A 26260-nucleotide genomic window follows, 5' to 3' on the forward strand; every position below is an offset into this window, starting at 1 on the left:
GGCACGTCGCGGACGGGATGGAAGAGGAGAGAGGATTTGACGAACGCCGTTCTGCCCGATGCGGGCGATATTGCCGGTGCGCTGAAACTGGGCATGCGCCGGCTCGCCAAGGCGGTGGTGGTCGTCACCGCGCATCGGGGCGATGTCCGGGCGGCGATGACCGCGACCGCGGTTTCGGAACTGTCGCTGGACCCGCCCTCGCTGCTGGTCTGCGCCAACCGCTCGGCGTCGATGTTCCCCCTGCTGAAGGACGGGGCCGATTTCTGCGTCAACATATTGGACGCCTCGCACCGGGCGATCGCCGACCGGTGCGCGGGCGGTGCGGCGGGCGATGCGCGCTTTGCGGAGGGCGACTGGCGGCAGGCGGCCAACGGCGGATGGGTGCTGGGCGACGCGCAGGCCAGTTTCGCCTGCGCTTTCGAACAGGCGCATTTCTATGGCACGCACGGCATCTTCATCGGCCGGGTGATCGATGTGCGGATCGCGGGAGAGGTCGGCCCGCTGATCTATGTCGACGGCGCTTTCCGGTCCTGATGCGGTGCGAGGAAATAGGGCCAGTTTCCCATTGGCTTTTCATTTCGTATAAATTATCAAACTGATTATGGAGATCAAGTCCATTGGATGACTTCCTCGGGGAGGATGGCTAAGAACGGAATGGAAAGCGGTCGCGAAGGGACGCGGGGCAAGGCGTTGAAGGGGCAGAAGATGACGGATGGGATGTCGCCCGTGCGAATTCCCAAGGCGGCGGAGATCATCGCGCAGGCCATCCGGCGACGGATCGTCCTGGGCGACCTGAAGGAGGGCGACCTGCTCCCCGCCGAAGCGGACCTGATGGCGCAGTTCGACGTCTCGCGCCCGACCTTGCGCGAAGCGATCCGCCTGCTCGAATCCGAAGGGCTGGTGCGCGTGCTTCGGGGCGCCAAGGGAGGCGTGCGAATCTGTCCGCCGCAGGAGGATTCGGCGGCCCGCACCCTGGGTTTCCTGCTTCAGTTCCGCGGCGCGACATTGGCCGAGGTGCTCGACGCCCGCTCGTTCATCGAGCCGCGTCTGGCGGCGGGGCTGGCGGCCTCGGCGACCGCCGACGATATCCAGACGCTGCGCGATCACCTGGCCCACGAGGCGGAGGTGATCGAGGATTTCGCGCGCTTCGGGCGCGCCACGGCCGACTTCCACCGGGTGCTGGTCGAACGTGCCGGCAACGTCGCGCTGGGCGTGATCGTCAGCATGCTCGACGACATCTTCCTCCGCCATGTCGAGCGCTTCCTCAGCAGGTCGCGCCCGGACCAGCTGGCGCTCAACCAGCAGGCACTGTCCAACCATCGGGCGCTGGTCGACGCCATCGCGGCACACAAGCCGAAGCGCGCCGAGTCGGTGTGGGAGGACCATATGGACCAGCTGCGCACGGTCATCATCGGCGAACTCGGCCAGACGACGGTGCTCGATCTCTATTGACCGTCGAGGCCGTCCTTGTCGCCGAGGGTCTGGGCTTTCCCGAAGGGCCGGTGATCCTGCCCGACGGCTCGCTCGCGGTGGTCGAGATTCGCCACGGGCAGGTGACGCGCATCGCGCCCGACGGGACGAAGCGGGTCATCGCCAAGGTCGGCGGCGGCCCCAACGGCGCGGCGCTGGCCCCCGACGGCGCGTTGATCCTCTGCAACAACGGCGGCTACCAATGGGCCGAGAGCGACGGATGGGCGGTGCCCATCGGCGCGGCGGCGGACTATGCGGGCGGGTCCATCCAGCGGCTCCACATCGCGGACGGACGGGTCGAGACGCTGCTGACGGCGGTCGACGACCGCCCCCTGTCGGCCCCGAACGACATTGTCTTCGATTCGGCGGGCGGCTTTTATTTCACCGATACCGGAAAGCATCACCGGCATCACAGCGACCATGGGCGCATATGCTATGTGGACGGTGCCGGCGCGCGGACGGTGGCCGAACCGTTCGACCAGCCGAACGGCATCGCGCTCTCCCCCGCCGACGACCGCCTCTATGCGACCGAGACGGCGACCGCGCGCGCCTGGTGGTGGGAAGTCGAGCGCCCCGGGGTGCTGCGCGGCGGCCGCACCTTCATGGGCGCGGGCGGCGGCAACTTCCTGTGCGCTGAGCCCGGCTATGCCTATTACGACAGCATGGCGGTCGAGGCGAACGGCAATCTGTGCATCGGCACGCTGCTGCAGGCCGGCATCGCGATTGTCGGCCCCGACGGCGAGAGGATCGGGTTCGTCGATCTGTCCGACCTCGATCCCGCGATCACCAATATCGCCTTTGGCGGCAGCGACATGCGGCACGCCTATGTCACGGCGTCCGCGACCGGCCGCGTCTATCGCCTCACGTGGCCGCGGCCCGGGCTGCGGTTGAATTTCTGAGGCCGGATGCGGTTGCTGCAACCGCCCTATTTGCGCCGCCAGCGGAAATACCAGACCTCGTGCCCCTGCGCGCGGGCCTTGGCCTCGTAACGCGTTTCGGGCCAGCCGCCGGGGCGGACGAGGAAATCGTCGGCGGTCCGTGCCAGCCACTCGAACTGGTGGCGGTGGCGGCGCATCACCATCAGCGCGTGCGCGAGATAGACCGGGTGATCGGTGCCGAAGCGGAACTCGCCGCCGGGCTTCAGCTTGGCCGCGATCAGGTCGACCGGCCCGTCGTTCATCATCCGCCGCTTGGCGTGCCGCGCCTTCGGCCAAGGGTCGGGATGGAGCAGGTAGACGAAGGACAGCGCGCCGTCGGGGACGCGGCGCAGCACCTCCAGCGCGTCGCCGTGATGGATGCGGACGTTGGCGAGTGGCGGATGCGTGCCCCCCTTTCCCGCGAGATGCGGATCGCCGCTGACGTGGACGAGCGCCTGCGCGACGCCGTTGAGGAAGGGTTCGGCGCCGATGAAGCCGTGATCGGGCAGCATGTCGGCCCGCGCCGCCATATGCTCGCCACCGCCGAAGCCGATCTCGAAATGCAGCGGGCGGTCAAAACCGAACAGGCGCGCGGCGGTCACCGGCCCCTCCGCCGGCACCGCGATCTGCGGCAGCAGATGGTCGACCAGATCCTGCTGGCCCGCGCGCAGGGGCTTGCCCTTGGCGCGGCCGTAGAGGCGGTTGAGCGTGGTCGGATCGCCAGATTTATAAGCCGTCATGCCGTGCGCGTTAGCGGTGTCGGGTCGGACGGGCAAGGCGGGGGCGATGCGCGGGCCGTTGACGTCCCGCGGCGCGGCGAAGGCGTTAAAGCCGCAAAAGCCCTGCACGCGCGCGCCGCAATTATGGCCTTTGTGGCTTTAGGCGCATGACATTGGACGGACGCGTCATTGCGAGCGGCGAAGCCGCGCGGCAATCCAGAGCGTGCGGTAACCGCTCTGGATTGCTTCCCCCGGATCAGGTCCGGGGTCGCAATGACGAAGGGGGGCAATCCAAAGTCGTCAGAGTCCAAGCGGCGGAGCGCCAAATCTGCATCCCGTTCGTGTCTCGCCTTCGCTCGACACGAACGGAAGAGAGGCGGTTCAGATTGAACGCTTGCCGCCCCGAATGGCGCGGCGCGCGAAGATCGCGCCGCGATCGGGCGAGAAGCGCGCGGGTCTTAGCGGCCCAGCGCGGCCTTCAGCCTGTCGATCAGGTCGGTGCGTTCCCAGGGGAAGGCGTCGCCGTCCGGCTGGCGGCCGAAATGGCCGTAGGCCGCGGTCTGGCGATAGATCGGCTTGTTGAGGCCCAGATGGGTGCGAATGCCCTTCGGGGTCAGCCGGACGAGTTGCGGCAGTGCCTGTTCCAGCGCGGCTTCGGACACGCCCTCGGCCGCGGTGCCGTGCAGGTCGACATAGACCGACAGCGGTTCGGCGACGCCGATCGCGTAGCTGAGCTGGATCGTGCAGCGGCGGGCGAGGCCGGCGGCCACGACGTTCTTGGCCAGATAGCGCGTGATGTAGGCCGCCGAGCGGTCGACCTTGGTGGGGTCCTTGCCGCTGAACGCGCCGCCGCCGTGCGGGCTCGCCCCGCCATAGGTGTCGACGATGATCTTGCGGCCGGTCAGCCCGGCGTCGCCGTCGGGTCCGCCGATTTCGAAGCGCCCGGTCGGGTTGATATGATAGACGGTGTTCGCGGTCAGAAGCTCGGCGGGCAGGACGTCGGCGATCACGCCCAGCACATATTTGCGCAGCTCCTGATATCTGGTCTCGTCGCCTTCGCCGTCGTGCCAGAAATAGCCCGGCGCGTGCTGGGTCGACACGACGATCGCGGTCGCCTCGACCGGGCGCTCGTTGGCGTAGCGCAGCGTGACCTGGCTCTTGGTGTCGGGTTCGAGGAAGGGCGCGATGCCGGCCTTGCGGTCGGCGGCCATGCGCTCGAGGATCTTGTGCGCGTAATCGAGCGTCGCGGGCATCAGGTCGGGCGTCTCGTCGGAAGCATAGCCGAACATGATCCCCTGGTCGCCGGCGCCCTCGTCCTTGTCGGCGCTTTCGTCGACGCCCTGCGCGATATGCGCCGACTGGCCGTGGAGATTGTTCTCGAAGCGCAGGTTCTTCCAGTGGAAACCGTCCTGCTCATACCCGATCTCGCGAACGGTCTCGCGCACCGTCGCCTCGATCTCGTCGAGCGCGCCCGGCGCCCATTCGCCATCCTCGTAGACGCCCTTGCAGCGGATTTCGCCCGCCAGCACGACAAGCTGGGTCGTGGTCAGCGTTTCGCAGGCCACGCGCGCTTCGGGGTCCTTCGACAGGAACAGATCGACGATCGAATCGCTGATCTGGTCGGCAACCTTGTCGGGATGCCCTTCGGACACGCTTTCGGACGTGAAGAGGAAGCTGTTGCGCATGGGAGACTTTCTTTGGATTTGGATATAAAGAAAAGTTTATGTCCCGGCGCTGTTAGCGTCCGCGCCGTCGAAAGGCAATGGCCAGCGCGAGCAGCAGCAGCGCGAAGCCGACCGGAAGACGATTGCCGAAACGGGCGAAAAGCGTCGGGGCGTGGGCCGGCGGAACCAGCGTGTCGATGCGCCCGGCGCGGTGCATCGGAATCGCTGCGCGGATGCGGCCGTCGGCGTCGATCACCGCGCTGATCCCGGTCGGAGTCGCGCGGACGACCGGCAGCCCTTCCTCTATCGCCCGCAGCCGCGCCTGGGCGAGGTGCTGCGGCGGGCCCCAGCTTCCGAACCAGGCGTCGTTCGAGGGGTTGAAGATGAAATCGGGCCGATGCGCGCGGTCGACGACCTGTCCCGAAAAGATGATCTCGTAGCAGATTTGCAGGCCGACCTCGACCGCCGGGCGCAGCGTTTCGGGCAGGCGGGTTGCGATCACCGCCGGCGGGTGACCCGCTGGCGGGACGTCGACCGTGCGGGTCGCGGCGGGCAGGGAGAGGGTGCGCGCGCCCGGCCCCGGCCAGAAGTCGATGTCGCCCGGCGCGAGCCGCGACAGGCCGATCGCCGACAGCAGCGGCCGCATCGGCAGATATTCGCCATAGGGGACGAGATGCGCCTTGTCGTAGCGCGGCCCCAGCGTGCCGTCGGGATACACCGTCATCACCGCGTTGCGCGCGCCGACCACGGTGCCGTCGCGGCCGAGTTCGAGCTTGAGCGCGCCGAGTAGCATCAGATCGCCGGGATTCATCAGATTCGTCAGCCGTGCCCGCGCCTCGGCCGGCGAACGGTCGTAATAGACGAGCGGATAGCCGGTTTCGAGATAATCGGGAATCGCCGCCTCTGGCCACAGGATCAGGCGGGCGCGGTCGTCCTTGGGGACGGTCAGCCGTGCCAGCTTGGCGAAATTGGCGTCGGCCTTGTCACCCTCCCACTTGTCCTGCTGTCCGATGTTGGGCTGGACGAGGGTGATGGGGATCGAGGAGGCCGTGTCGGCTGTTCCGCCGCCGCCGCCGGCCGTCGCAACTGCGGTCGCGGTGGCCAATATCGGAATCGACGCCACGAGCGCCGCGCGCTTCCACTGCCGCGCCGAAAGCAGGAGCAGCGCGCCCGCCACGCAGACGACCAGCGCTCCGAGCCCGTAGGTGCCGAGCCAGATCGCCGCCGAAGCGAAGCGGCCCGCCGCGATCGCGCCCAGCGGATTCCAGGCAAAGCCCGTGAACACCCAGCTTCGCAGCCATTCGGTCAGCGTCCACAGCGCGGCGAGGGTGAGGATGAAGGAAAGCGTTACCCCGGCGAAGGCGGGCACCGTTGGCGTCCCGTCTCCGGCACCTGCCGCTTTCGCAGGGACGGCGATTCGGGAAACCGTCCACGCCCCCCACGCCGCGAGCGCCGGATAGGCGGCGAGGTAGAGCGCCAGCAGCACGACCGCGATCCACCCCAGCCATGCGGGCATCGCCGCCTGATAGGTGAAGGCGGTCGCGATCCAGTTCAGGCCGATCGTGAAATGGCCGACCCCGAAGGCCCAGCCGATCCCGAGCGCGCGGCGCCCACGCGGCGCCCGCGCGACGAGCAGCATCCAGCCCGCGAGTGCGATCAGGGTCAGCGGCCACAGGTCGAGCGGCGCGAAGCCCGTGGCGGAAACGGCGCCGAGCAGCAGGGCGGCGAGCTTCGGACGGCGGTCGGCGAAAGCGTGGAGTGTCGCGGTCACGCGCGCAGCCTTAGCCGGGCGGCGCGGCGCTCGCCAGAGTCTATATGGCCCAAAGCCCATATGGCCGATCGTCCGGCGCGCGTCGCCGGCGACTTGTCGAAGCGCGGTTCTTCCTGCAAAGGCGCGGAAAGACGAAACGGGCTTTCGACGTGGCTCCATCGAGCCCTGCCGAAGGGCCAGGCCGAACGGACATTGCCATGCCTTTCACGATGAAACGCCTTGCCGTCTATTGCGGGTCCGCGACCCCCGACGACCCCGCCTTCATCGAAACCGCGCGGCATGTCGGGCGCACGCTGGCGAGCCGCGGCATCGGCGTCGTTTATGGTGGCGGCCGGACCGGCCTGATGGGCGCGGTCGCCGATGCGGCGCTCGCGGCGGGGGGCGAGGTGATCGGGGTGATCCCCGACGCGCTGGTCGGCACCGAGGTCGCGCATCGCGGCGTGACCGAACTCCACGTCGTCTCCGGCATGCACGAACGCAAGCGCATGTTCACCGACCTGTCCGACGGCTTCCTCACCATTCCCGGCGGCGTCGGCACGATGGACGAGTTGTGGGAGGCGATCAGCTGGGCGCAGCTCGGCTATCATGCCAAGCCCGTCGGACTGCTCAATGCCGGGGGATTCTACAACGATCTGATCGCCTTCAACCGCCGCATGGTCGAGGTCGGCTTCATCCGCCCGGCGCATGCGCGGATCATGATCGTCGATGCCGGGCTCGACGAATTGCTCGACAAGATGGTCGCCTATCGCCCGCACGAGCCGATCTTCGCGATGAAGGCCGACGATTTGTGACCCATGTCGGGCGACGAGGGGGGCGCCGCCCATGAGCGAGGTGGAATGGATCGCCGCCAGCCTCGTCCTGATCAACGTCGCGCTCGTCGCGTTGCGGAGCGTGTGGAACTATCCCTTCGCGCTCGTCGCGGTCAGCCTCTACGCCGTCGTTTTCTATGAGGCGAAGCTTTACAGCGACATGCTTCTCCAGGGCTTTTTCCTTGTCCTGAACCTCTATGGCTGGGCCGCCTGGCTGCGCGCGCGCGAGGGCAGCGGCGTGCCGGTCGGCTGGATGACCGCGCGGGCGCGGCTGGTCTGGGGCGGCGCCACGCTGGCGGCCTGGATCGTCTGGAGCGCGGCGATGCATCGCCACACCGACGCGGCGGCGCCGTGGATCGACGGCGCGATCGCGATGGCCAGCATCACCGCGCAATGGCTGCTCGCGCGGCGCCGGGTCGAAAGCTGGTGGCTGTGGATATTCGTCGATCTGATCGCGGTGCCGCTGTTCGCCTCGCGCGGCCTCTATGCGACGAGCGTGGTCTATGTCGTGCTGCTCGGCCTGTCGATCGACGGGCTGATCCAGTGGCGCCGCGCCGCGGCGGCGGGGGCAGCGCCCGCATGACCCGCCGCATCTGCCTCCACGGCGCCGAAAGCACCGGCAAGTCGACGCTGGCGCCGCGGCTCGCCGCGCGGCTTGGCGGCCTCGTCGTCCCCGAATATGGCCGCACCTATGCCGAGGCGAACGGCACCGGGTTCGACGAGGCCGACCTGCTCGCGATCTTCCGCGGCCATGTCGCCGCGACGCATGCGGCGCTGGCGCAGGGGCCCCGATGGCTGGTGTCCGACACCGACCCGCTGATGACGCAGGCGTGGGCGGTGATGCTGCTCGGGCGGCGGCTGCCCGAAATCGACGCGTGGGACGAGGTCGCCGACCTCTACCTCGTCCCCGCGATGGACCTGTCGTGGGAAGAGGACGGCACGCGGCTGTTCGGCAGCGACCTCGCGCGGCGGCAGTTCATGGACGTCGCGATCGGCGAACTCGAACGCCGGCGGCTGCCATGGGCGTGGGTCGAGGGCGAAGGCGACGCGCGACTGGCGAGCGCGCTGGCGGCAGTGGAGGCGGCGGAGTTCGCCTGATCGCGAAGGTTGCGGGTCGTCCGTTTGGGGTAGCCAGACATACCCCATCTTCGTCATCCCCGCGAAAGCGGGGATCCAGAGCGGGCGTCGGCCGACCTTTCCCTGGGTTCCCGCTTTCGCGGGAATGACGAAGCGAAAAACGAGAATGGCGTCTTCCGATCGCTATCCGCTATTCACCCCGAATAGGCGTCGCGCAATTCGCGTTTCAGTACCTTGCCGATCGGGCTGCGCGGCAGTTCTTCGACGACGCGGATTGCGCTCAGCCGCTGGGTCTTGCCGACCTTGGCGTTGCAGTCGGCGCGCACGCTTTCGACATCGGCGCTGGGCTTGAGCACGACGAAGGCGACGGGCGTCTCGCCCCATTCCTCGCTCGGCATGCCGACCACCGCCGCCTCGACGACGCGGTCGTCGGCGAGCAGGATCGCCTCCAGATCGCTCGGGAAGATGTTGAAGCCGCCCGAGATGATCATGTCCTTCGCGCGGTCCATCAGCGTCAGGAAGCCGTCTTCGTCGAAGCGGCCGATGTCGCCGTGACGATAGAAGAGATTCCCCTCCGCATCATACCAGTGCATCGCCCGGGTCGCGTCGGGACGGTTGTTGTAGCCGGTCATCATCGCGGGGCTGCGGCCGACGATCTCTCCGACCGAACCCTGCGGCAGTTCGTTGCCTTCCTCGTCGATCACCTTGGCGATGTGGCCGGGTGCGGGGCGGCCGACCGTGTGCAGCTTGTCGGGATATTGATGCGCTTCGAGGATGAAGGCCGCGCCCCCCTCGGTCATGCCGTAGATTTCGACGAGCCCGCCCGGCCAGCGCTTGAGCACGTCGGCCTTGAGCGCGGCGGGGAAGGGGGCCGAGGTGCAATATTTCATGATGAAGCTGGAGAGGTCGAAGCGGTCGAAATCCTCGAGCGCCATGATGCGGCGATATTGCACCGGCACCAGCATCGTGTTGGTCGCGCGCTCGCGCTCCGCCAGTTCAAGGAAACCGCGCGCATCGAACTTCTTCATCAGCACGACCTGCCCGCCCGATCCGACGGTGGGAAGGAAGCTCGCCATCGTCGTGTTCGAATAGAGCGGGGTCGACAGGATCGTCACCGCGTGCGGGCCATAGGCGGGAACGCCGCGCTGGATATGCTGCCAGCGCATCGCGTGGCTGTGGACGATGCCCTTCGGCGTGCCGGTGGTGCCCGACGAATAGATGATGTTGAAGCCGTCCTCCGGCCGGATTTCGACCGCATCGGGCTTCGTTCCCGCGGGCGCCATCCAGTCGTCCAGCGCGACCCCGACGCCGCTGCCGTCCATGGCGATGCGGTCGGTCGCAGCGACGGTCTGGCCTTCGAGGCTCGCCGCGGCGGCGCTGTCGAGGAACAGGTGGCGCGCGCCCGTGTCGGCGATCATCGCCGCCATCTGTTCGCCGGTCGCGCTGTTGGTGATCAGTCCCGCGACGCCGCCGGCGCGCAGCGTGCCGAGGATCGCGGCCATCTGTTCGACGCTGTTGAGCCCGGCAACGGCGGTCCGGTCGCCGCTCTGGAAGCCGTCCTGCTGAAGCCGGGCGGCGATTCGATCCATCATCCGGTCCAGTTCGGACCAGCTTAATCGCCGCGACGGGTCGGCAGCCGCTACGGCATCGGGACGTTCGGCGGCATGGGCGCGGATCAGGTCGGGCAGGGTGGCGAAAGCGCTGTCGAGCAGGTCGGTCGAGGTCATGTCCATCGGTTAGCACAGCGGGGGACCGGCGCAATGCCGGGCGCCGCGAAACGCCGTCGGGTGTGACGGCCTGGGGGGCAGGGTGCGGGTATCGGACGGAGGCGATCCGGGCGGCGAATCGCATGATGGGGCGGGGCGCATCGCCCTCTATCATCCGCTGCGCGAGCGCGCCGCGACGCTGGGCGCGGCGCTGGAAGCCGCGGGCCATGCGGTGCGGTCGATGCCGTCGCCGGCGAACGGACTGCGGCCATGGCTCGACGGCTGCTTCGACCTGCTGCTGATCAACCCCTTCCTCGATTGGCAGGACCCCTTTGCCTTCGTGCGGCTGATGGCGGCGGTCGCCGCGCGGCGGCCGGTGCTGGCGGTGTCGGATCGCGACTCGCTGGAGGAACGGATGATCGCGCTGCATGGCGGCGCGGACGACGTGGTCACCTGGACCGACAATCTGCCCGAGGTGCTGGCGCGCGCCGCCGGGCTGTTGCGGCGCAGCCGGCTGGCCGCCGGCCAGCTTGGCGCGGGCGAGTTGCGGATCGACCTGATCGACCGGCGCGTCGAGCGCGCGGGGCGGCCGATCCGCCTGCCGCTGCGCGAATTCGACCTGCTCGCCAATCTGGCGCGCGTTCCCGATCGTCCGCTGTCGCGCGCGGCGCTGCTCAAGGCGGTGTGGCGGCTCGACTTCGATCCGGGGACCAACCGGGTCGAGGTGCATATGTCGCGGCTGCGCGCCAGGCTCGACCGCGGCTTCGCCTGGCCGATGCTGCACACGATCAAGGGCGTCGGCTATGCGCTGCGCTCGCATCCCGGCGCGGGCGCGCCCGAATAGGGGCAAGACCCTAAGCCTGCTTGACCCGGCGCTTCGGATGGCTACTGACTCGGCGGAAAGAACGAACAGAACAGCTGGAGAGATCGCCGATGCACCCGTCCGTCCACGCCGCCTCTACCCCCGACAAGCCGGCGATCATCGTCGCCGAGACGGGCGAATCGATCAGCTATGCCGAACTCGACGCGGCGTCGAACCGTGCGGCGCAGCTTTTTCGCGCGCACGGACTGGGGCACGAGGACGTCGTCGCCTTCATGCTCGACAACACGCCGCATTATTACGGGCTGACCTGGGGCGCGCAGCGCGCGGGGCTGCGCTATGTCTGCATCTCGTCGCGGCTGACGCAGGACGAGACCGACTATATCCTCGAAAATTCGGGCGCGAAGATGCTGATCGTCGCCGCCAGCCTCGCGCCCGCGGCGCAGCAACTCCAGACGCGGATCGAGCGCTTTTCGATGGGCGGCGACATCGCCGGCTGGCCGAAGATCGAGGACGAACTGGCGAAGATGCCGGCGACGCGGATCGCCGACGAGCGCGCCGGGGTCGACATGCTCTATTCTTCGGGAACCACCGGCCGGCCCAAGGGGGTCAGGGTGCCGCTGCCCGAGGAGCGCGAGATCGACGCGCCGAACAGCCTCGTCATGCTCGCCGCCGCGGCCTTCCATATCGGCCCCGAAAGCGTCTATCTGTCGCCCGCGCCGCTCTATCACGCGGCGCCGCTGCGCTGGTCGATGACGATTCATCGGCTTGGCGGCACCGTCGTGCTGATGAAGAAATTCGATCCCGAAGGCGCGCTGGCGGCGATCGAGACATATCGCTGCAACGCCGCGCAGTTCGTGCCGACGCATTTCGTGCGGATGCTGAAACTGCCCGAGGCGGTGCGCGCGAAATACGACGTGTCGTCGATGAAGAGCGCGATCCACGCCGCCGCGCCGTGCCCGGTGCCGGTCAAGCAGGCGATGATCGACTGGTGGGGGCCGGTGCTGCTCGAATATTATGCGGGATCGGAAGGCAATGGCATGACCTTCGCGACCAGCGAGGACTGGCTGGCGCACAAGGGCACGGTCGGGCGCGCGATCAACGGCGTGCTGCACATCGTCGGCGAGGATAACGAGACCGAACTGCCGGTGCGGCAGGAAGGCACGGTCTTTTTCGAAAGCGAGCAGGTCTTCGAATATCACGACGACCCCGAAAAGACCGCGTCGAGCCGCAATTCGAAAGGCTGGTCGACGCTGGGCGACGTCGGCTGGGTCGACGAGGAGGGTTTCCTCTATCTGACTGACCGCAAGAGCTTCATGATCATCTCCGGCGGGGTGAACATCTATCCGCAGGAGATCGAGAATCATCTCGTCACCCATCCGAAGGTCGCCGACGTCGCGGTCGTCGGCGGACCGCACGAAGAGATGGGCGAAGAGGTGATCGCGGTCGTCCAGCCCGCCGACATGGCCGACGCCACCGACGCCTTGCGCGAGGAACTGGGCGCCTATGCGCGCGAGAAGCTGTCGGGAGTGAAGATCCCGCGGCGCATCGATTTCCTGGAGGCGCTGCCGCGCCACGACACCGGCAAGCTCTACAAGCGGCTGCTGCGCGACCAATATTGGGAGAAGGCGAAGGGCAAGTGAGCCCGCCGCGGGTCAAGACGCGCGACCGCATCCTGACGGCGGCGCTGCGGCTGTTCAACGAACAGCGCTTCGGCAGCGTCTCGACCGCCGCGATCGCCGCCGAGGTCGGCATCGCCGAGGGCAATCTGTGGTATCATTTCCGCAGCAAGCGCGCGCTGCTCGACGCGATCAGCGCCGATTTCGCGGAGGCGATCGAGGAACGGCTGCGGATGCGGCCGTCCGACGCGGGCGACCTGATCGAGGAATATGTCGGGCTGCTCGCCTGCATGCAGCGCGAACTGCACACCTTCCGCTTCATCTATCGCGACCGCGCCGATTACGGCGAATCGAGCCCGATCATCCTCGATCATATCGGCGGCTGGTACGACCGGGTGCACGAACAGCTGAGCATCTATCTGGGCGCGATGATCGATCGCGGCCTGCTCGACTGGCCGCGCGTCCGGCTCGGCGACCTGTGCACCAACGCGTTGCTGATTCTGCGCTTCGGCCTCGAATATCAGCGCGAGATGGACCCGGCGGCGGTCGGCGACCTCGACAGCGCGCGCTGGACGGTCGAGCGTCATCTGACGCTGTTCGAGGACCGGCTCGATCCCGCCGCCGCACGCCGCTTTCACCGTGCGATCGAGCAGGCCGACCTGCAAAGCTGACCCGCCAGCGAAGGAGCCGTCATGCCCTCCCGTCTCGAATTCTTCTTCGACCTCTCGTCGCCCTGGACCCGCCTGGCGTTCGCCAATGTCCAGCCGCTGATCGCGCGGACGGGCGCCGATGCGACCTTTCGCCCGATCCTGGTTGGCGGGGTGTTCAACGCGGTGAACCCGGCGGTCTATGCCGCGCGCGAGCAGACCGACAACCGCAAGATGCAGCATGGCTGGAAGGTGCTGGCCGACTGGGCGCGGCTGGCGGGGGTGGAGATGAACTTCCCGTCGCGCTGGCACCCGGCGAAAAGCGTCCACGCGATGCGGTTCGCGACCGCGCTCGAGGACGACCAGCCGGCGCTGCTCGCCTTTGCGCGCGCCGCGTTCGAAAGCTATTTCGGGCGGCAGGAGAATCTCGACGATCCCGCCGTGCTCGAAGCCGTGGCGACGGGCGCGGGGCTCGACGGCGCAGCGATCCGCGCCGCCTCGACCACCGACGCGGTCAAGGCGCGGCTGCGCGCCAATACCGAAGAACTGGTGGCGCGCGGCGGTTATGGTTCGCCGACGCTGTTCGTCGACGGCACCGACATGTATTTCGGCAACGACCAGCTGCCGCTCGTCGAAGCGGCGCTTCAACGCAACTGAGAGGATTCTCCCGATGCAGGACCGCATTTCCATCACGATGCTGGAGGACGGCATCGCCGACGTCCGGCTGATCCGCGCCGACAAGATGAACGCGCTCGACGCCGCGATGTGGTCGGCGCTGGCCGAGGCGATCGACGAGCTGAAGGCGAAGCAGGGACTGCGCGTCGTCGTGCTGTCGGGCGAGGGGCGCGCCTTCTGCGCCGGGCTCGACCTCTCGAGCCTCAGCGCCGAGCGCGATCCGGGGGCGAGCAGCGCGGGCGGCACGCTGTCCGACCGCACGCGCGGCCTGTCGAACAATGCGCAATATGCCGCGTGGGGCTGGCGCGAATTGCCGGTACCGGTGATCGCCGCGGTGCACGGCGTCGCATTCGGCGCGGGCAGCCAGATCATGGCGGCGGCCGATATCCGCATCGTCCATCCCGACACGCGCATCGCGATCATGGAGATGCGCTGGGGCCTCGTCCCCGACGTCGCGGGAATGGCGCTGTGGCGTACGCAGGTTGCCGACGACGTGCTGCGCGAGATGATCTACACCAACCGCGAATTCACCGGGTCGGAGGCGAAGCTGCTGGGTTTTGCGACGCATGTCGCCGACGACCCGCTGGGCAAGGCGATGGACCTCGCGCGGGTGATCGCGGGCAAGAACCCGCACGCGATCCGCGGCGCCAAGCGCCTGTGCAACATGCTCGCCGACGCGACCGATGCCGAGATATTGCAGGCCGAAAGCGACGAACAGATCAAGGTCATCCGCACCCCGAACCAGATCGAGGCGGTGATGGCGCATATGGAGAAAAGAAAGCCGAACTTCGCGGATTGAATGGGTGGTTGATTTCGGTTTGTGTCGGGCCCTTCGACTGCCTTGGCAGGCGCTCAGCATAAACTTCGGTCTTTGGTCGAAGTCGAGACATCCATCGGAATGGAGCCGGGACGATAGCGCGGCGGTTTGGGAGTAAAGCAATTCGTCATCGCAATTCCATCAATTCCGAACAGCAGGTTGCGCTATGATGGCGGTATCGGATGACGCGCTGCAAACGCGTCAGCGCGAAGTGCAGAGATTGCTGGGCCGATGTTTGCTTCGACTCCAGCAGTATGAGCGCCTGATTAAAGCCATCGTCGCACATCACGAAATCTCGGGGCCTGCCTGCCAGCTGGGGTTGGAGAAGGTCCGAGCGGCGCGGGTGGACGACACCGCGAGAAAAACGCTCGGTGTCTTGGTTGACGACCTCCTCGGGTCGTATATTGTCACCGATGCAATCGGCGCGAACAATGCTGCGCAGGACATTGACTCGTTCAGCGTCCGGATGCGTCTCGTTTTTTCGGACGAGGATTTCGCCCGGACAAAAAATGAGCTCGTCGAACTGGTAAGTCTGCGGAACGGCTTGGTTCACAACTTCATCGACCAGCACGACCTTTGGAGCTTGGATGGATGTCATGGCGCTCACGACGCCTTGGTTGCCGCCTATAGCCGCATCGACGAACGTTTCGAACATCTCCGCGGATGGGCTGAAGATATGGAACAATGTCGGCGTCTGGCCGCGGAGTTTGTCCAGTCGGATGAATTTCGCGATTGTGTCATCAATGGCATTGCCCCGGATGGCAAAGTGGATTGGTCTGCCACAGCTATCGTGGATGCGTTGCGGGAAGCGGCCGGTGAGTTGGCCATCGACGGATGGGCATCCGTCGCCGATGCCGGAAGATGGATTGCCGAGCGGTTTCCAGAGCAACTACCCGGGAAATATGGATGCAGCAGCTGGCGGCAGGTCGTGCATGAGTCGCGAGTATTCGAGATTCGATATTTCGAAGAAGATGGGCAGCGTTCTGCTCGCTATCGGGAAAAGGAAAGTCCTTCGATGTCACATTAACAGGTTTGGGATCCTGCTGATTGCTATGCAAGGCAGAAGAAATTTCTATGTTAGCCGCATAAATCCGGTCCATCACTTCTAACTTTACGATGCAACACACGTCTCGGATCCGAGCAAACTCAAAAACCGCGCCGCGTGGTGCCAGTCGGCCTCGCGGCGCGCACGCGTCTTCCGCGCTTCGGTATCGGCGCCCCAGCGGCGTTCCTGATAGAGTTCGTCGAGGCTGACCGCCGTCCACAGCGCGTCCGCCGGAAAGGCATCCTCGACCAGCGCGAGCCCGGCGACGAGCGACCCGCCGATGGTGACGAGCGGCGCGAGCGGCGCGAGGCGGAAGGGATCGAGGCCCTGCACCGCATCGCGCAGCGCCGCGACCGTCGCGGGCGGCTGATCGACCGGCAGCACCCCCTGCGCGAGCGCGAATTCGATCCCGTGGCGCTGCTCGGCCCAGGCGAGCAGCGGGTTCCACGCCGCCGCCTGTTCGGCCTGCAGCGCCGCGTCGCGGTCGTCGCGGTAGCAGAAGAGGTCGCTCGCGGCATAGGCGGCGATCGGCGCCGCGAAGCCGGCGGGGTCGGCGGTGGCGAGGTCGATCGCGGCGTTGGCGATGCCTGTCAGCGGCATCGACGCCGGGTCGATATCCTCGCCCTGCGCGTCCCACTCGGCGGCGATCGCCTCGGCCAGCGCGCGGCCCGCGACGGCGAGCGGCGCACGCGCCGGGGTGCGCACCGGCCGCCCGTCGAGCGCGACGCCCCAGCCGCCGTCCTGCGGGACAGCCTCGGCCTGCTTCCAGAAGCGCTTCACGGCCCGGGCGGCGTCCGCCAGCGGCGCGCGAGAATGCGCGGCATGATCGCGAAATCGAACAAGCCGATCAGCACCACGGCGGCGCCGACCCAGCGGTCGGCGGGCTGGCCGGCGAGCGCCCATACGCCGCGGATGAGCAGGAAGCCCGCGAGGATGAGCAGCGCGCCCACAAGTCGCATGCTGGACAGCGCGAAAAAGCGTTTCTTCGCCAGGGCGTCTTCGGGTCGGGTCATGCGCTTTTCCTATCGCCGCCAAGCTCGCGCATCAAATGCGCCAGCGCGCCATGGCCGGTCGCCTCGATCGCCGTCGCGATCCGCGCGCGTTCGTCGGCCGGCTTGTTCTGCGACAGCTTGATCGTCGGGCGCCATGCGGCGATCCGCATCTCGAAGCCGATGATCGCACCGGTCAGTTTCGCGAAATAATTCGGGTCCATCTTGTCGCGCGTCCACGGCGGATTCGCTCCGATCCGCGCCTCGTGCTGCGCCGACAGCGCGTCGAGCTGCGCCACCAGTTCGGCCTCGTCGAGCCGGCGCGCCGGGCCTTCCATCTCGACCGCGACATAATTCCACGTCGGCACCGCGTGCGCTTCCTCGGCATACCAGCCCGCGCTGACATAGGCGTCGGGGCCCTGCACGACCGCAAGCGCCGTCGCCCCGGCGAGATGCCGGGTCAGCCCGTTGCCGCGCGACAGATGGAATTGCAGCGTCGCCGCATCCGCGCTCAGCACCACCGGCGCGTGCGCGACGCGCGGGCCGTCGGGCGTGCCCGCGAAGATGGCGGCGAAGCCGATCTCGCGCACCAGCAGCGCGGCGAGGTCGTCCTGCCGCGGCCGGAAGGCGGGGTCGGGATGCATCAGCGCGGTTTCCGGGGCGCGGGCTTGCGGCCGCCGGGTTTCGCGGGGCCGCGTTTCGCCGGGGCCTTGGGCTTCGCCTTGGCTTCGGCGCGGCCGCGCCGCTCGCCGCGCCTTGCCTTGCGCACTTGCTTGGCGTGCGCCTTGGCCTTCGTCTTCTGCACGGTCTTCGCCGAAGGCCGGGGCGCCTCCTCGGCCAATGCGTCGCCGAGCAGCGGGTCGAAGCCCAGCGCGTCGAGGCTCGCAGCGAAATGTTCGGGCACCGGCGCCGAGATGTCGAGCGCGCCGCCGTCGGGATGGTCGATGCGCAGGCGGCGGCTGTGCAGGTGCAGCTTGCGGCTGATCGTGCCGGTCAGGAAAGCCGCCTTGCCGCCATATTTGCCGTCGCCGACGATCGGGTGGCCGATCGCCGCCATATGGACGCGAAGCTGATGGGTGCGGCCGGTCAGCGGCTGGAGTTCGACCCACGCCGCGCTGTTCCCCGCGCGCTCGATGATGCGATAGCGCGATTTCGAAGGCAGCCCCTTGTCGTCGACATGCATCTTCTCGCCGCCCGATCCGGGCTGCTTCGCCAGCGGCAGATCGATTTCCCCCTGCGCGATGTCGGGGACGCCGACGACGATCGCCCAATAGGTCTTGCGCGCGCTGCGGTTCGAGAAGGCCTTGGCGAACCATGCGGCGGCGCGCGGGGTGCGCGCGACGAGCAGCGCGCCCGACGTGTCCTTGTCGAGCCGGTGGACGAGCTTCGGCCGCACCGGCGCCTCGCCCTGCAACGCGCCGAGCAGCCCGTCGACATGCGCGTCGGTCTTCGTCCCGCCCTGCGTCGCAAGCCCCGGCGGCTTGTCGAGCACGAACGCGCTCGCATCGCGGTGGATCACCATCGCTTCGGCCAGCGCGACGTCGGCGGGGGACAGCGGCCGGTCCTTGCGCGGACGCGGTCCGGTGGGGGCGGCGGGGGGAACGGGCATCGCGATCCGCTGCCCCGCCTCGATCCGGGCGGAGACGTCCGCTTTCTTTCCGTCGAGCGTCAGTTCGCCCGACCGCGCCCAGCGCGCAATCAGCGCGTGCGGCGTGCCCGGCCGGTGCCGCTTGAACCAGCGGTCGAGCCGGATGCCGTCATCCTCTTCCCCGACGGTGGCGCTGTCGCCGCTCATGCCGGAAACTGCCGCATCGCGAGCATCCCCAGCCCGCATACCGCGATGCCGACGACGACCGACGAGAGGACGTAGGCGGCCGCCTGCGCCATCGCTCCGCGTTCGAACAGCAGCCAGAATTCGAGGCTGAACGAAGAAAAGGTGGTGAAGCCGCCGAGAATGCCGACGCCCAGGAACAGCCGCGTCGTCTCGCTGCCGCCGCTGCGCGCGAGCCAGCCGATCAGCAGGCCCATCAGCAGGCTGCCCGCGATGTTGATCGACAGCGTCCACCACGGGAAGCCGGGGCCGAGCCGCGCGAGCATGATCTGGCCGACCAGATGCCGCGCCCCCGCGCCGATCGCGCCGCCGACCATGACTGGGAAAAGTCCGTTCATGCGCTCGTCCCTAGCGGCAAAAGCGCGCGGCGGAAAGCGGGCGATGGCCATTCGGGACGCGCTGTCGATGCCGGTCGGGCCCGTGGCGCCGCGGTGCCGGTTTCGGCGGCTATTCTTTCGGCCGCTGGTGCGCCCCGCGCCAGTCGGCGGGCCGGACGAAGCGCCCCTGCCAGATGCCGCGTCGCTTTGCGCGCGCTTCGGCTTCCTCGACGAAATAGCGGTCGTCGGTCGCGATCGCCCAGCCCTGACGTACCAGCGCGGCGCCGAGGTCGGACCCCGCGGGACCAGGAGCGGTCCGGCAGGCCGCGAGCGTTCGGCGATAACGGTCCGTGCCTTCGAGCGTGCAATGGAGGGGCCCACGCCCGGCGAGACGTTCGAGCGCCGCGCGCGCCTCGACCCCGCACGGCCAGCGCGTGCCGTCGGCGCGTTCGCAGTCCTGCCGATATTCGACCGCGTCGATGCCGACGAGCCGGATGGTCAGGGCGCGGCCATCCTGCCGCGCCGTCAGGCTGTCGCCGTCGATGACGTGGACGAGCGGGACCACCGCCACCGGCGCCGGGCTTCCCAGCCATGCCGCGACCGCCAGCCCGGCGAGCAGCAGCAGGGCGACCAGCGCACGCAGCCGCCGGCGCCAGCGCAGGCGGGTGAGGGGAGAGGAACGGCGCATCGCGCTCGCGGTGGAGCGGCGAGGCCGGCGTTGCAAGGGTGAATCAGGGATTGACGTTGAGAACAAATCATGTCCAAAATGGACCAAATTCGCCTGCCGACTTGCCCGCGCACCGCGGCGAGTCCGCGGCAGGGTCCGAAATGGCGGCAGATGCGAGCGAACAAAAGGGGAATATCGCCGCTATGACGGCATAAGGGCACCGGGATGGGTAGAAAACAGGGAAAGGGTGGGGCCATGGAACAGGCGATCGCATTTCGACCGGCGGAGACCGTGCCATCGCCGGATCGGGCGAACCTTGGACCGGCGACGCGCTTGCTGTTCGTCGGCCCGGCGGAAGCGGTGCCGGACTATGCGCGGGCGGGGGTCCGGCTGGTCGCGGCGCTCGCCCCGTCCGACGCGGCGGCGCATATCCGCGCGATGATCGCGGTCGACATCGTCTGGCTGGCCGACGCCGACGCGATCGACGAGCCATCGCTTGCCGACATCGCCGCCGCGGTGATCGAACGCGATTGCCGGCTGGTGTGCGAGACCGGGCTGGCGGCGCTCGACCGCGTCGCGGCGGCGATCCCGCCCGCGGTGCGCGCCGAATGGCTGGTCGAGGCCGATGCCGCCGACCGGCTGGTCGCGCTTGCCGCCGCCAGCCCCGGCGCGGCATTTGCCGTGCACGACGTCGCGCGCGACGAAGCGATGGAGCGCATCGATCGCTTGCAGGAAGAGGTGGCGCGCATCTCGCGCCTGCTCGGCGACCTTGCCGGACAGCGCGGGCTGGCGGGGGGACCCGGCGGGCTGGCGATGCCGCCGTCCGACGACCCCGGCCGCGCGGTGTCGCTGCGGTCGCCCGGGCGCGACTATGTCGTCACGCCACGCAGCTTCGTGCCCGAGGATCGGGCGACCGATCGCCAGCGCGCCAAGGCGGTGCGCCGCCTCCTGCGGCAGCGGCGGATACGCGAGCAATATTTCCCGGCCGACCTGTTCGCCGATCCGGCGTGGGACATGCTGCTCGATCTTTATGCCGCGCGGCTCGAGCGGCGGCCCGTTTCGGTATCGAGCCTGTGCATCGCCGCCGCGGTCCCCGCGACGACCGCACTGCGCTGGATCAAGACGATGACCGACGCCGGCCTGTTCGTGCGCGAAGCCGACCCCAACGACGGACGCCGGATCTTCATCGCGCTCGCCGACGGCGCGGCCGATGCGATGACGCGCTATTTCGAGGCGCTGGAGGAATAGGCGGGGCGGCTTGCCAGTGCGGCGAAGCTGTGGCAGGGCGCCCGCTCCCCGCAGGGGGCGCTTAGCTCAGTTGGTAGAGCATCTCGTTTACACCGAGAGGGTCGGCGGTTCGAGCCCGTCAGCGCCCACCATATCCGCCTTGTTGAGACTGCCCTTTCGGGGCTAGGTGAATCACCTGTCCAAAAAGAGGTCCCCCGCATGAAACGTCTCGCCGCCGCTCTGGCATCCTCGCTGCTCGCTTTGGCCGCGCCCGCGCTCGCGGCGCCGCAGCAGGGCGATGTCGTCATCCGCCATGTGAACCTCGTCGATGTCGAGGCGGCGAAGACGCAGGCCGATCAGGCGGTGGTGCTGCGCGGCGCCGACATCGTCGCCGTCGGCGCCGATGCCGCGATCGCGCGCGACTGGCGCGCGGCCAAGGTCGTCGAGGGCAAGGGTCTCTATCTGATCCCCGGCCTTTGGGACATGCACGTCCATTTCGGCGGGGGGCCCGAACTGATCGAGGAGAACAAGGCGCTTCTTCCGCTTTATGTCGCGAACGGCATCACGACGATCCGCGACTGTTCGGGCGACCTGCCCGACGAAGTGCTCGGATGGCGCAGCGAGATTGCGAGCGGCAGCCTGTTCGGGCCGCGCCTGCTGACCTCCGGCGCGAAGATCGAGGGGATCGCGCCGGTGTGGAAGGGAACGATCGAGGTCGGCAGCGAAGCTGACGTCGATGCGGCGCTGACCCGGCTGCAACAGCGCGACAAGGTCGATTTCGTCAAGATCACCGACAGCACGCTGAAACCCGACCTGTTCCTTTATGCGCTGCGGCAGGCGAAGGCGCGCGGAATCCGGACGTCGGGGCATATCCCGATGGCGCTGACCACCCGGCAGGCGGTCGATGCCGGGATCAGTTCGATCGAGCATCTCGACTATGCCTATCACGCCGGGGCGAGCGACGAAGCGGCGGTCGCCGCCGATTTCGCGGCGGGCCGCATCGACCGTGCCGAGGCGAGCCGCCGGCTCGACGCGGCGTTCGATCCCGCGACCGCGATGGCGGCCTATCGCCATTTTGCCGAAAAGGGCGTGTTCGTCACCCCGACGCTGAACGGCAGCCGCATCCTCGCCTTCCTCGACCGCGACGACCACAGCAAGGACGAAGGGCTCGCCTATATCGGGCCGAAGCTGCGCAAGACCTATGACTGGCGCATCGAGCGCGCGGCCAAGGCCAGCCCCGAGGCGATCGCGGCGCGCCACGCGCATATCGACGCGATGGCGCGGATATTGCCGATGCTGCAGCAGGCCGGCGTCACGATCATCGCCGGAACCGACGCGGGATTCCTCAACAGCTTCAACTATCCCGCCTTCGCGCTGCACGACGAGATCGCGCTGTTCGTCGAAAAGGGGCTGACCCCGGCGCAGGCACTCGCCTCCGCGACGCGCGCCGGGCCGGCGTGGTTCGGCCAGCTCGACCGCTATGGCGCGATCCGGCCGGGGATGGCCGCCGACCTGGTGCTGCTGCAACGCAACCCGCTGGAGGATATCGCCGCGACGAAGGCGATCGACACGGTGGTGATGCGCGGCAAGACTTATGACCGCGCCGCACTCGATGCGATGCTGGCCGACACGCGCGCCAAGGTCGCGGCGTGGAACGCGGAGGACAGCGCGAGCGAATAGGGCGGCGCGCCTACGATCTGGAACGGGATATGGGCTGGATTTGGAGCACGATGACTTTGGATTGCCCCACTTCGTCATTGCGAGCGGAGCGAAGCAATCCAGGGCGGTCTGCGTGCGCTCTGGATTGCCGCGCGGCTTCGCCGCTCGCAATGACGAATCCAGTCGATGTCATAACGTTCTGACGCTCGGCGCGTCGGGATGGTCGCCCGGGCCGGCGCCATGACGCTCTGGGTCCCCCTTCGCGGGGAAGACGTTTCGTTCAAAAAAGATTGCACTTTGACGGTGTAGATCCCGGCTCGCGGCTCGCGAAGCGGTCGTGAGTCAGCGGAGCAGCCGTCGGCGTTCGAGAGCTTCGACGGCCGCCTTGCTTTCGGCCAGTCCCAGCCCGGTGACTTCGCGCCACAGCTTTATCGCCTCTTTCTTGCGATTCTGGCGCAGCAGTTCGACGACCGCCTCTTCATCGCTGCCCGTGGGTACGGGCGCGCTGGAAACGGAGACCGGCCGCCCGGTGGGTCGCGGTGCCGGCGGCGGCGCGATCAGGTCGCGCGCGCCGCGTCCGGCCTTGCGGCGCAGCATCCATGTCAGCGCCGCGCCGCACAGGAAGCCCGCGGCGAAGAGGAGCAAGGCGCTCACCGCTTCGCCCCCGGGCCTCCCGCTCGCGGGTCAGGCGGCGAGCTTGCGCAGCACATAGTGCAGGATGCCGCCGTTCATATAATATTCGACCTCGTTCGCCGTATCGATGCGGCAGAGCGTGTCGAAGCTGAAGGTCGACCCGTCGGGGCGCGTTACCTGCACTGTCACCGTCTGGCGCGGCTTCAGGTCGGCGACGCCGGTGATGGTGAAGCTGTCGTCGCCCGTCAGCGCCAGCGTCTCGCGCGTCTGGCCGTCCTGCAACTGGAGCGGCAGCACGCCCATGCCGACGAGGTTCGAGCGGTGGATACGCTCGAAGCTTTCGGCGATCACCGCGCGCACGCCGAGCAGGATGGTGCCCTTCGCAGCCCAGTCACGCGACGAACCCGTGCCATATTCCTTGCCCGCGACGACGACGAGCGGGGTGCCGTCGGCCTTGTGGCGCATCGCGGCGTCATAGATGGGCATCACTTCCTGCCCATAGCGCGACATGCCGCCCTCGATCCCCGGCACCATCTCGTTGCGGATGCGGATGTTGGCGAAGGTGCCGCGCATCATCACCTCGTGATGGCCGCGGCGCGAGCCGTAGCTGTTGAAGTCGGCCCTGGCGACCTGATGCTCCATCAGCCATTTGCCCGCCGGGCTGTCGGCCTTGATCGACCCGGCCGGGCTGATGTGGTCGGTGGTGATCGAATCGCCCAGGATCGCGAGCGGCTTTGCGTCGACGATGTCGGCGACCGGCGCCGGCGTCATCTCCATCCCCTCGAAATAGGGCGGGTTGGCGACATAGGTCGACCCGGCGCGCCACTGATAGGTGTCGCTGCCTTCGACCTGGATCTTCTGCCAATGCTCGTCGCCCTTGTAGACATGGGCGTAGCGCGCCTCGAACATGCCGCGGTCGACCGCGCCGGCGATGGTGTCGGCGACCTCCTGGTTGGTCGGCCAGATGTCCTTGAGGTAGACGTCGTTGCCGTCCTTGTCCTGCCCGATCGGCGTGCCCGTGAAATCCTCGGTGACGGTGCCCTTCAGCGCGTAGGCGACGACGAGCGGCGGCGAGGCGAGGAAGTTGGCGCGCACGTCGGGCGACACGCGGCCCTCGAAATTGCGGTTGCCCGACAGGACCGAGGCGGCGACGATGTCGTTGCCGTTGATCGCGGCCGAGATCGGCTCGGCGAGCGGGCCCGAGTTGCCGATGCAGGTCGTGCAGCCATAGCCGACGAGGTTGTAGCCGATCGCGTCGAGGTGCGGCTGGAGGCCCGCCTTGGCGAGATAGTCGGTGACCACCTGCGATCCCGGCGCGAGGCTGGTCTTGACCCACGGCTTCGGCTTCATGCCGCGCTCGTTCGCCTTCTTGGCGACGAGGCCGGCGGCGATCATCACGCCGGGGTTCGAGGTGTTGGTGCAGCTGGTGATCGCGGCGATGACGACGTCGCCGTCGCCGATGTCGTGATCGCGGCCCTCGACCGGCACGCGCTTCGCGCCGTCATGCTTGTAGACATTGGCGAGGTCGGCGTTGAACACGTCGTCGACCTCGGTCAGCACGACCTTGTCCTGCGGGCGCTTCGGCCCGGCGAGGCTGGGGACGACGGTCGCCATGTCGAGTTCGAGCGTGTCGGTGAACACGGGGTCGGGCATGCCGGCGTGGCGCCACAGGCCCTGCGCCTTCGCATAGGCTTCGACCAGCGCGATATTCTCTTCGCTGCGGCCGGTCAGCCGCATATAGTCGATCGTCTTTTCGTCGATGCCGAAGAAGCCGCAGGTCGCGCCATATTCGGGCGCCATGTTGGCGAGCGTCGCGCGGTCGGCGAGGCTGAGGCTGTCGAGCCCGGGGCCGAAATATTCGACGAAGCGCCCGACGACGCCCTTGGCGCGCAGCATCTGCGTCGCGGTGAGCACGAGGTCGGTCGCAGTGACGCCTTCCTTGAGCCGCCCGGTGAGCTTGAAGCCGACGACTTCGGGGATCAGCATGGAAACGGGCTGGCCCAGCATCGCGGCCTCCGCCTCGATCCCGCCGACGCCCCAGCCGAGCACGCCCAGGCCGTTGATCATCGTCGTGTGGCTGTCGGTGCCGACGCAGGTGTCGGGATAGGCGACGATTTGGCCGTCCGCGCCCTCGCTCGACCACACGGCCTGCGCGATGTGTTCAAGGTTGACCTGGTGGCAGATGCCGGTGCCCGGCGGCACGGCCTTGAAATTGTCGAGGCTCTTCGACCCCCATTTCAGGAAGTCGTAGCGCTCGCCGTTGCGGTAATATTCGATCTCGACATTCTGCTCGAACGCCTTGGGGTGGCCGAACTCGTCGACCATCACAGAGTGGTCGATGACGAGGTGGACGGGAACCAGCGGGTTGATCTTCGACGTGTCGCCGCCGAGCCTGGCGATCGCATCGCGCATCGCGGCAAGGTCGACGACGCAGGGGACGCCGGTGAAGTCCTGAAGCAGCACGCGCGCCGGGCGATACTGGATCTCGCGCGCCGACACGGGGTTCGACTGCCAGTCGACGATCGCCTGGACGTCGTCGGTCGACACGGTGAAGCCGCCGTCCTCGAAACGGAGGAGGTTTTCGAGCAGCACCTTCATCGAGAAGGGCAGGCGCGACACGTCGCCCAGTTTCGCCGCCGCCTTGTCGAGCGAATAATAAGCGTACGTCTTGCCCCCGACATCGAGCGTCGAACGGGTGCCCAGCGTATCGTGGCCGGTGGTGGTCATAGGCTTGCAGTCCCCAAATTGGCGCGGCGGGGAATGACGGCCGAAGCCCGATCCGGGAGAGCGGGGCCAACGGGAGTCGCGCGCGCGGGTTTATGTCCGCGCCGCCTTACGCCGGGGGGCAGGAAATGCAAGGGGGGCGGGCGGCCTGCAACCGCGTCGGGGGCTCGCGGCTGGCGAGGTGCGCGTCGAATCCGGGCCGCAGCTTACGGGAAGGCGAGGCGGGCCCGAGGGCCCTGGACTCTGATGATTTTGGATTGACCCGCTTCGTCATTGCGACCCCGGACCTGATCGGGATATATACCCTTCAGGCAAGTAGGGAGCTGTTCCCCGGCGAAAGCCGGGGTCCACGCGGGGCAGCCCTGTGCCATCTGGACCCCGGCTTTCGCCGGGGAACATTTCATTGTCGAAAAGGGATAATTGCCGACCTGATCCGGGGGAAGCAATCCAGAGCGGT

The 26260-nt window shown here is 68.0% G+C and carries 26 protein-coding genes and 1 tRNA gene; 15 read left to right on the plus strand and 12 right to left on the minus strand.

What is annotated here, in order from left to right; genetic code table 11:
• The first annotated feature begins 36 nt into the window (after positions 1-36).
• The 3 genes from ABS88_RS07425 (at position 37) to ABS88_RS07435 (ending at position 2369) form a co-directional block, all read left to right on the plus strand.
• On the plus strand, positions 37-534 hold the full coding sequence (locus ABS88_RS07425; protein WP_234002466.1) for a flavin reductase family protein: 498 nt from the start codon (positions 37-39) through the stop codon (positions 532-534).
• A gap of 171 nt (positions 535-705) precedes the next feature.
• Positions 706-1452, plus strand: a complete 747-nt coding sequence (locus ABS88_RS07430) for a FadR/GntR family transcriptional regulator (protein ID WP_076078102.1) — start codon at positions 706-708, stop codon at positions 1450-1452.
• Positions 1449-2369 (plus strand): SMP-30/gluconolactonase/LRE family protein, encoded by a 921-nt coding sequence (locus tag ABS88_RS07435; RefSeq protein ID WP_076076720.1) that lies wholly within the window; start codon positions 1449-1451, stop codon positions 2367-2369. Before ABS88_RS07430 ends, ABS88_RS07435 begins: the two co-directional genes overlap by 4 nt.
• Before the next feature lie 26 nt (positions 2370-2395).
• Here the strand turns inward: ABS88_RS07435 and trmB are convergent, their stop codons facing one another.
• The 3 genes from trmB to lnt all read right to left on the minus strand — a co-directional run bounded on the left by trmB (position 2396) and on the right by lnt (position 6541).
• On the minus strand, positions 2396-3127 hold the full coding sequence (gene trmB / locus ABS88_RS07440; protein WP_076076719.1) for a tRNA (guanine(46)-N(7))-methyltransferase TrmB: 732 nt from the start codon (positions 3125-3127) through the stop codon (positions 2396-2398).
• 437 nt (positions 3128-3564) lie between these two features.
• The gene (gene metK / locus ABS88_RS07445; protein WP_076076717.1) at positions 3565-4791 is read right to left on the minus strand and encodes a methionine adenosyltransferase; all 1227 of its coding nucleotides are present in this window, start codon (positions 4789-4791) and stop codon (positions 3565-3567) included.
• Between the two features lie 52 nt (positions 4792-4843).
• Complete coding sequence (gene lnt, locus ABS88_RS07450) at positions 4844-6541, minus strand: apolipoprotein N-acyltransferase (protein WP_234002465.1); 1698 nt, start codon at positions 6539-6541, stop codon at positions 4844-4846.
• 209 nt (positions 6542-6750) lie between these two features.
• Here lnt and ABS88_RS07455 point away from each other — a divergent pair, with 209 nt between their 5' ends.
• From ABS88_RS07455 to ABS88_RS07465, 3 genes are read left to right on the plus strand one after another with little or no spacing between them, the layout of a single operon-like run.
• Positions 6751-7332: an LOG family protein gene (locus ABS88_RS07455; RefSeq protein WP_067111500.1), complete on the plus strand. Its 582-nt coding sequence runs from the start codon at positions 6751-6753 to the stop codon at positions 7330-7332.
• A 31-nt stretch (positions 7333-7363) separates the two neighbouring features.
• The gene (gene pnuC / locus ABS88_RS07460) at positions 7364-7933 is read left to right on the plus strand and encodes a nicotinamide riboside transporter PnuC (RefSeq protein WP_076076713.1); all 570 of its coding nucleotides are present in this window, start codon (positions 7364-7366) and stop codon (positions 7931-7933) included.
• Entirely contained in the window at positions 7930-8448 is a 519-nt protein-coding gene (locus ABS88_RS07465; RefSeq protein ID WP_104960370.1) for an AAA family ATPase, read from the plus strand. Before pnuC ends, ABS88_RS07465 begins: the two co-directional genes overlap by 4 nt.
• Positions 8449-8621: 173 nt before the next feature.
• Here ABS88_RS07465 and ABS88_RS07470 read toward each other — a convergent pair whose 3' ends face one another.
• A complete protein-coding gene (locus ABS88_RS07470; RefSeq protein WP_076078099.1) occupies positions 8622-10154 on the minus strand; it encodes a class I adenylate-forming enzyme family protein in 1533 nt (510 codons plus the stop codon).
• Between the two features lie 82 nt (positions 10155-10236).
• Between ABS88_RS07470 and ABS88_RS07475 the strand changes: the two genes are divergently transcribed.
• The 6 genes from ABS88_RS07475 to ABS88_RS07500 all read left to right on the plus strand — a co-directional run bounded on the left by ABS88_RS07475 (position 10237) and on the right by ABS88_RS07500 (position 15738).
• On the plus strand, positions 10237-10977 hold the full coding sequence (locus ABS88_RS07475) for a response regulator transcription factor (protein WP_067111456.1): 741 nt from the start codon (positions 10237-10239) through the stop codon (positions 10975-10977).
• Positions 10978-11066: 89 nt separating this feature from the next.
• Entirely contained in the window at positions 11067-12596 is a 1530-nt protein-coding gene (locus ABS88_RS07480) for an acyl-CoA synthetase (protein WP_076076710.1), read from the plus strand.
• Positions 12593-13243 carry a TetR/AcrR family transcriptional regulator gene (locus tag ABS88_RS07485; protein ID WP_067111461.1) on the plus strand — a complete coding sequence of 217 codons (651 nt, stop codon included), beginning with the start codon at positions 12593-12595 and terminating at the stop codon, positions 13241-13243. Before ABS88_RS07480 ends, ABS88_RS07485 begins: the two co-directional genes overlap by 4 nt.
• 21 nt (positions 13244-13264) lie before the next feature.
• Positions 13265-13876, plus strand: coding sequence for a 2-hydroxychromene-2-carboxylate isomerase (locus ABS88_RS07490; RefSeq protein WP_076076708.1), 612 nt, complete (start codon positions 13265-13267; stop codon positions 13874-13876).
• 13 nt (positions 13877-13889) lie between these two features.
• Entirely contained in the window at positions 13890-14693 is an 804-nt protein-coding gene (locus ABS88_RS07495) for a crotonase/enoyl-CoA hydratase family protein (protein ID WP_076076705.1), read from the plus strand.
• Positions 14694-14877: 184 nt separating this feature from the next.
• Positions 14878-15738, plus strand: coding sequence for an OST-HTH/LOTUS domain-containing protein (locus ABS88_RS07500; RefSeq protein WP_104959839.1), 861 nt, complete (start codon positions 14878-14880; stop codon positions 15736-15738).
• A gap of 84 nt (positions 15739-15822) precedes the next feature.
• Here ABS88_RS07500 and ABS88_RS07505 read toward each other — a convergent pair whose 3' ends face one another.
• The 6 genes from ABS88_RS07505 to ABS88_RS07530 form a co-directional block, all read right to left on the minus strand.
• The gene (locus ABS88_RS07505) at positions 15823-16536 is read right to left on the minus strand and encodes an ATP12 family chaperone protein (RefSeq protein ID WP_104959838.1); all 714 of its coding nucleotides are present in this window, start codon (positions 16534-16536) and stop codon (positions 15823-15825) included.
• Entirely contained in the window at positions 16533-16769 is a 237-nt protein-coding gene (locus tag ABS88_RS07510) for a hypothetical protein (RefSeq protein ID WP_067111470.1), read from the minus strand. The genes ABS88_RS07505 and ABS88_RS07510 overlap by 4 nt, the downstream gene beginning before the upstream one ends.
• On the minus strand, positions 16766-17389 hold the full coding sequence (locus ABS88_RS07515) for an FMN-binding negative transcriptional regulator (protein ID WP_076076703.1): 624 nt from the start codon (positions 17387-17389) through the stop codon (positions 16766-16768). Before ABS88_RS07515 ends, ABS88_RS07510 begins: the two co-directional genes overlap by 4 nt.
• On the minus strand, positions 17389-18540 hold the full coding sequence (locus tag ABS88_RS07520) for an RluA family pseudouridine synthase (RefSeq protein ID WP_104959837.1): 1152 nt from the start codon (positions 18538-18540) through the stop codon (positions 17389-17391). The genes ABS88_RS07515 and ABS88_RS07520 overlap by 1 nt, the downstream gene beginning before the upstream one ends.
• Positions 18537-18914 carry a fluoride efflux transporter CrcB gene (gene crcB / locus ABS88_RS07525; protein WP_104960369.1) on the minus strand — a complete coding sequence of 126 codons (378 nt, stop codon included), beginning with the start codon at positions 18912-18914 and terminating at the stop codon, positions 18537-18539. The genes ABS88_RS07520 and crcB overlap by 4 nt, the downstream gene beginning before the upstream one ends.
• Before the next feature lie 109 nt (positions 18915-19023).
• The gene (locus ABS88_RS07530) at positions 19024-19581 is read right to left on the minus strand and encodes a thermonuclease family protein (RefSeq protein ID WP_104959836.1); all 558 of its coding nucleotides are present in this window, start codon (positions 19579-19581) and stop codon (positions 19024-19026) included.
• Between the two features lie 234 nt (positions 19582-19815).
• Here ABS88_RS07530 and ABS88_RS07535 point away from each other — a divergent pair, with 234 nt between their 5' ends.
• The 3 genes from ABS88_RS07535 to ABS88_RS07545 all read left to right on the plus strand — a co-directional run bounded on the left by ABS88_RS07535 (position 19816) and on the right by ABS88_RS07545 (position 22467).
• Complete coding sequence (locus tag ABS88_RS07535; protein ID WP_076076692.1) at positions 19816-20808, plus strand: winged helix DNA-binding protein; 993 nt, start codon at positions 19816-19818, stop codon at positions 20806-20808.
• A 55-nt stretch (positions 20809-20863) separates the two neighbouring features.
• Positions 20864-20939, plus strand: a tRNA-Val gene (locus ABS88_RS07540).
• A 67-nt stretch (positions 20940-21006) separates the two neighbouring features.
• On the plus strand, positions 21007-22467 hold the full coding sequence (locus tag ABS88_RS07545) for an amidohydrolase family protein (RefSeq protein ID WP_076076689.1): 1461 nt from the start codon (positions 21007-21009) through the stop codon (positions 22465-22467).
• A 321-nt stretch (positions 22468-22788) separates the two neighbouring features.
• Here the strand turns inward: ABS88_RS07545 and ABS88_RS07550 are convergent, their stop codons facing one another.
• Both ABS88_RS07550 and acnA read right to left on the minus strand, forming a co-directional pair.
• A complete protein-coding gene (locus tag ABS88_RS07550; RefSeq protein WP_076076686.1) occupies positions 22789-23100 on the minus strand; it encodes a hypothetical protein in 312 nt (103 codons plus the stop codon).
• 30 nt (positions 23101-23130) lie between these two features.
• Positions 23131-25806: an aconitate hydratase AcnA gene (gene acnA, locus ABS88_RS07555; protein ID WP_286749532.1), complete on the minus strand. Its 2676-nt coding sequence runs from the start codon at positions 25804-25806 to the stop codon at positions 23131-23133.
• Between the last annotated feature and the right edge of the window lie 454 nt (positions 25807-26260).

The sequence above is a fragment of the Sphingopyxis sp. SCN 67-31 genome, from assembly GCF_001725095.1.

What these genes read in the sequence shown, in the direction of transcription:
- ABS88_RS07455 (WP_067111500.1), top strand. Translation starts at nt 6,751, where the DNA reads ATGAAACGCCTTGCCGTCTATTGCGGGTCCGCGACCCCCGACGACCCC.
- acnA (WP_286749532.1), bottom strand. Translation starts at nt 25,806, where the DNA reads ATGACCACCACCGGCCACGATACGCTGGGCACCCGTTCGACGCTCGAT.
- ABS88_RS07465 (WP_104960370.1), top strand. Translation starts at nt 7,930, where the DNA reads ATGACCCGCCGCATCTGCCTCCACGGCGCCGAAAGCACCGGCAAGTCG.
- trmB (WP_076076719.1), bottom strand. Translation starts at nt 3,127, where the DNA reads ATGACGGCTTATAAATCTGGCGATCCGACCACGCTCAACCGCCTCTAC.
- ABS88_RS07495 (WP_076076705.1), top strand. Translation starts at nt 13,890, where the DNA reads ATGCAGGACCGCATTTCCATCACGATGCTGGAGGACGGCATCGCCGAC.
- metK (WP_076076717.1), bottom strand. Translation starts at nt 4,791, where the DNA reads ATGCGCAACAGCTTCCTCTTCACGTCCGAAAGCGTGTCCGAAGGGCAT.
- ABS88_RS07430 (WP_076078102.1), top strand. Translation starts at nt 706, where the DNA reads ATGACGGATGGGATGTCGCCCGTGCGAATTCCCAAGGCGGCGGAGATC.
- crcB (WP_104960369.1), bottom strand. Translation starts at nt 18,914, where the DNA reads ATGAACGGACTTTTCCCAGTCATGGTCGGCGGCGCGATCGGCGCGGGG.
- ABS88_RS07530 (WP_104959836.1), bottom strand. Translation starts at nt 19,581, where the DNA reads ATGCGCCGTTCCTCTCCCCTCACCCGCCTGCGCTGGCGCCGGCGGCTG.
- pnuC (WP_076076713.1), top strand. Translation starts at nt 7,364, where the DNA reads ATGAGCGAGGTGGAATGGATCGCCGCCAGCCTCGTCCTGATCAACGTC.
- ABS88_RS07520 (WP_104959837.1), bottom strand. Translation starts at nt 18,540, where the DNA reads ATGAGCGGCGACAGCGCCACCGTCGGGGAAGAGGATGACGGCATCCGG.
- ABS88_RS07515 (WP_076076703.1), bottom strand. Translation starts at nt 17,389, where the DNA reads ATGCATCCCGACCCCGCCTTCCGGCCGCGGCAGGACGACCTCGCCGCG.
- ABS88_RS07545 (WP_076076689.1), top strand. Translation starts at nt 21,007, where the DNA reads ATGAAACGTCTCGCCGCCGCTCTGGCATCCTCGCTGCTCGCTTTGGCC.
- ABS88_RS07480 (WP_076076710.1), top strand. Translation starts at nt 11,067, where the DNA reads ATGCACCCGTCCGTCCACGCCGCCTCTACCCCCGACAAGCCGGCGATC.
- ABS88_RS07470 (WP_076078099.1), bottom strand. Translation starts at nt 10,154, where the DNA reads ATGACCTCGACCGACCTGCTCGACAGCGCTTTCGCCACCCTGCCCGAC.
- ABS88_RS07500 (WP_104959839.1), top strand. Translation starts at nt 14,878, where the DNA reads ATGATGGCGGTATCGGATGACGCGCTGCAAACGCGTCAGCGCGAAGTG.
- ABS88_RS07490 (WP_076076708.1), top strand. Translation starts at nt 13,265, where the DNA reads ATGCCCTCCCGTCTCGAATTCTTCTTCGACCTCTCGTCGCCCTGGACC.
- ABS88_RS07535 (WP_076076692.1), top strand. Translation starts at nt 19,816, where the DNA reads ATGGAACAGGCGATCGCATTTCGACCGGCGGAGACCGTGCCATCGCCG.
- ABS88_RS07510 (WP_067111470.1), bottom strand. Translation starts at nt 16,769, where the DNA reads ATGACCCGACCCGAAGACGCCCTGGCGAAGAAACGCTTTTTCGCGCTG.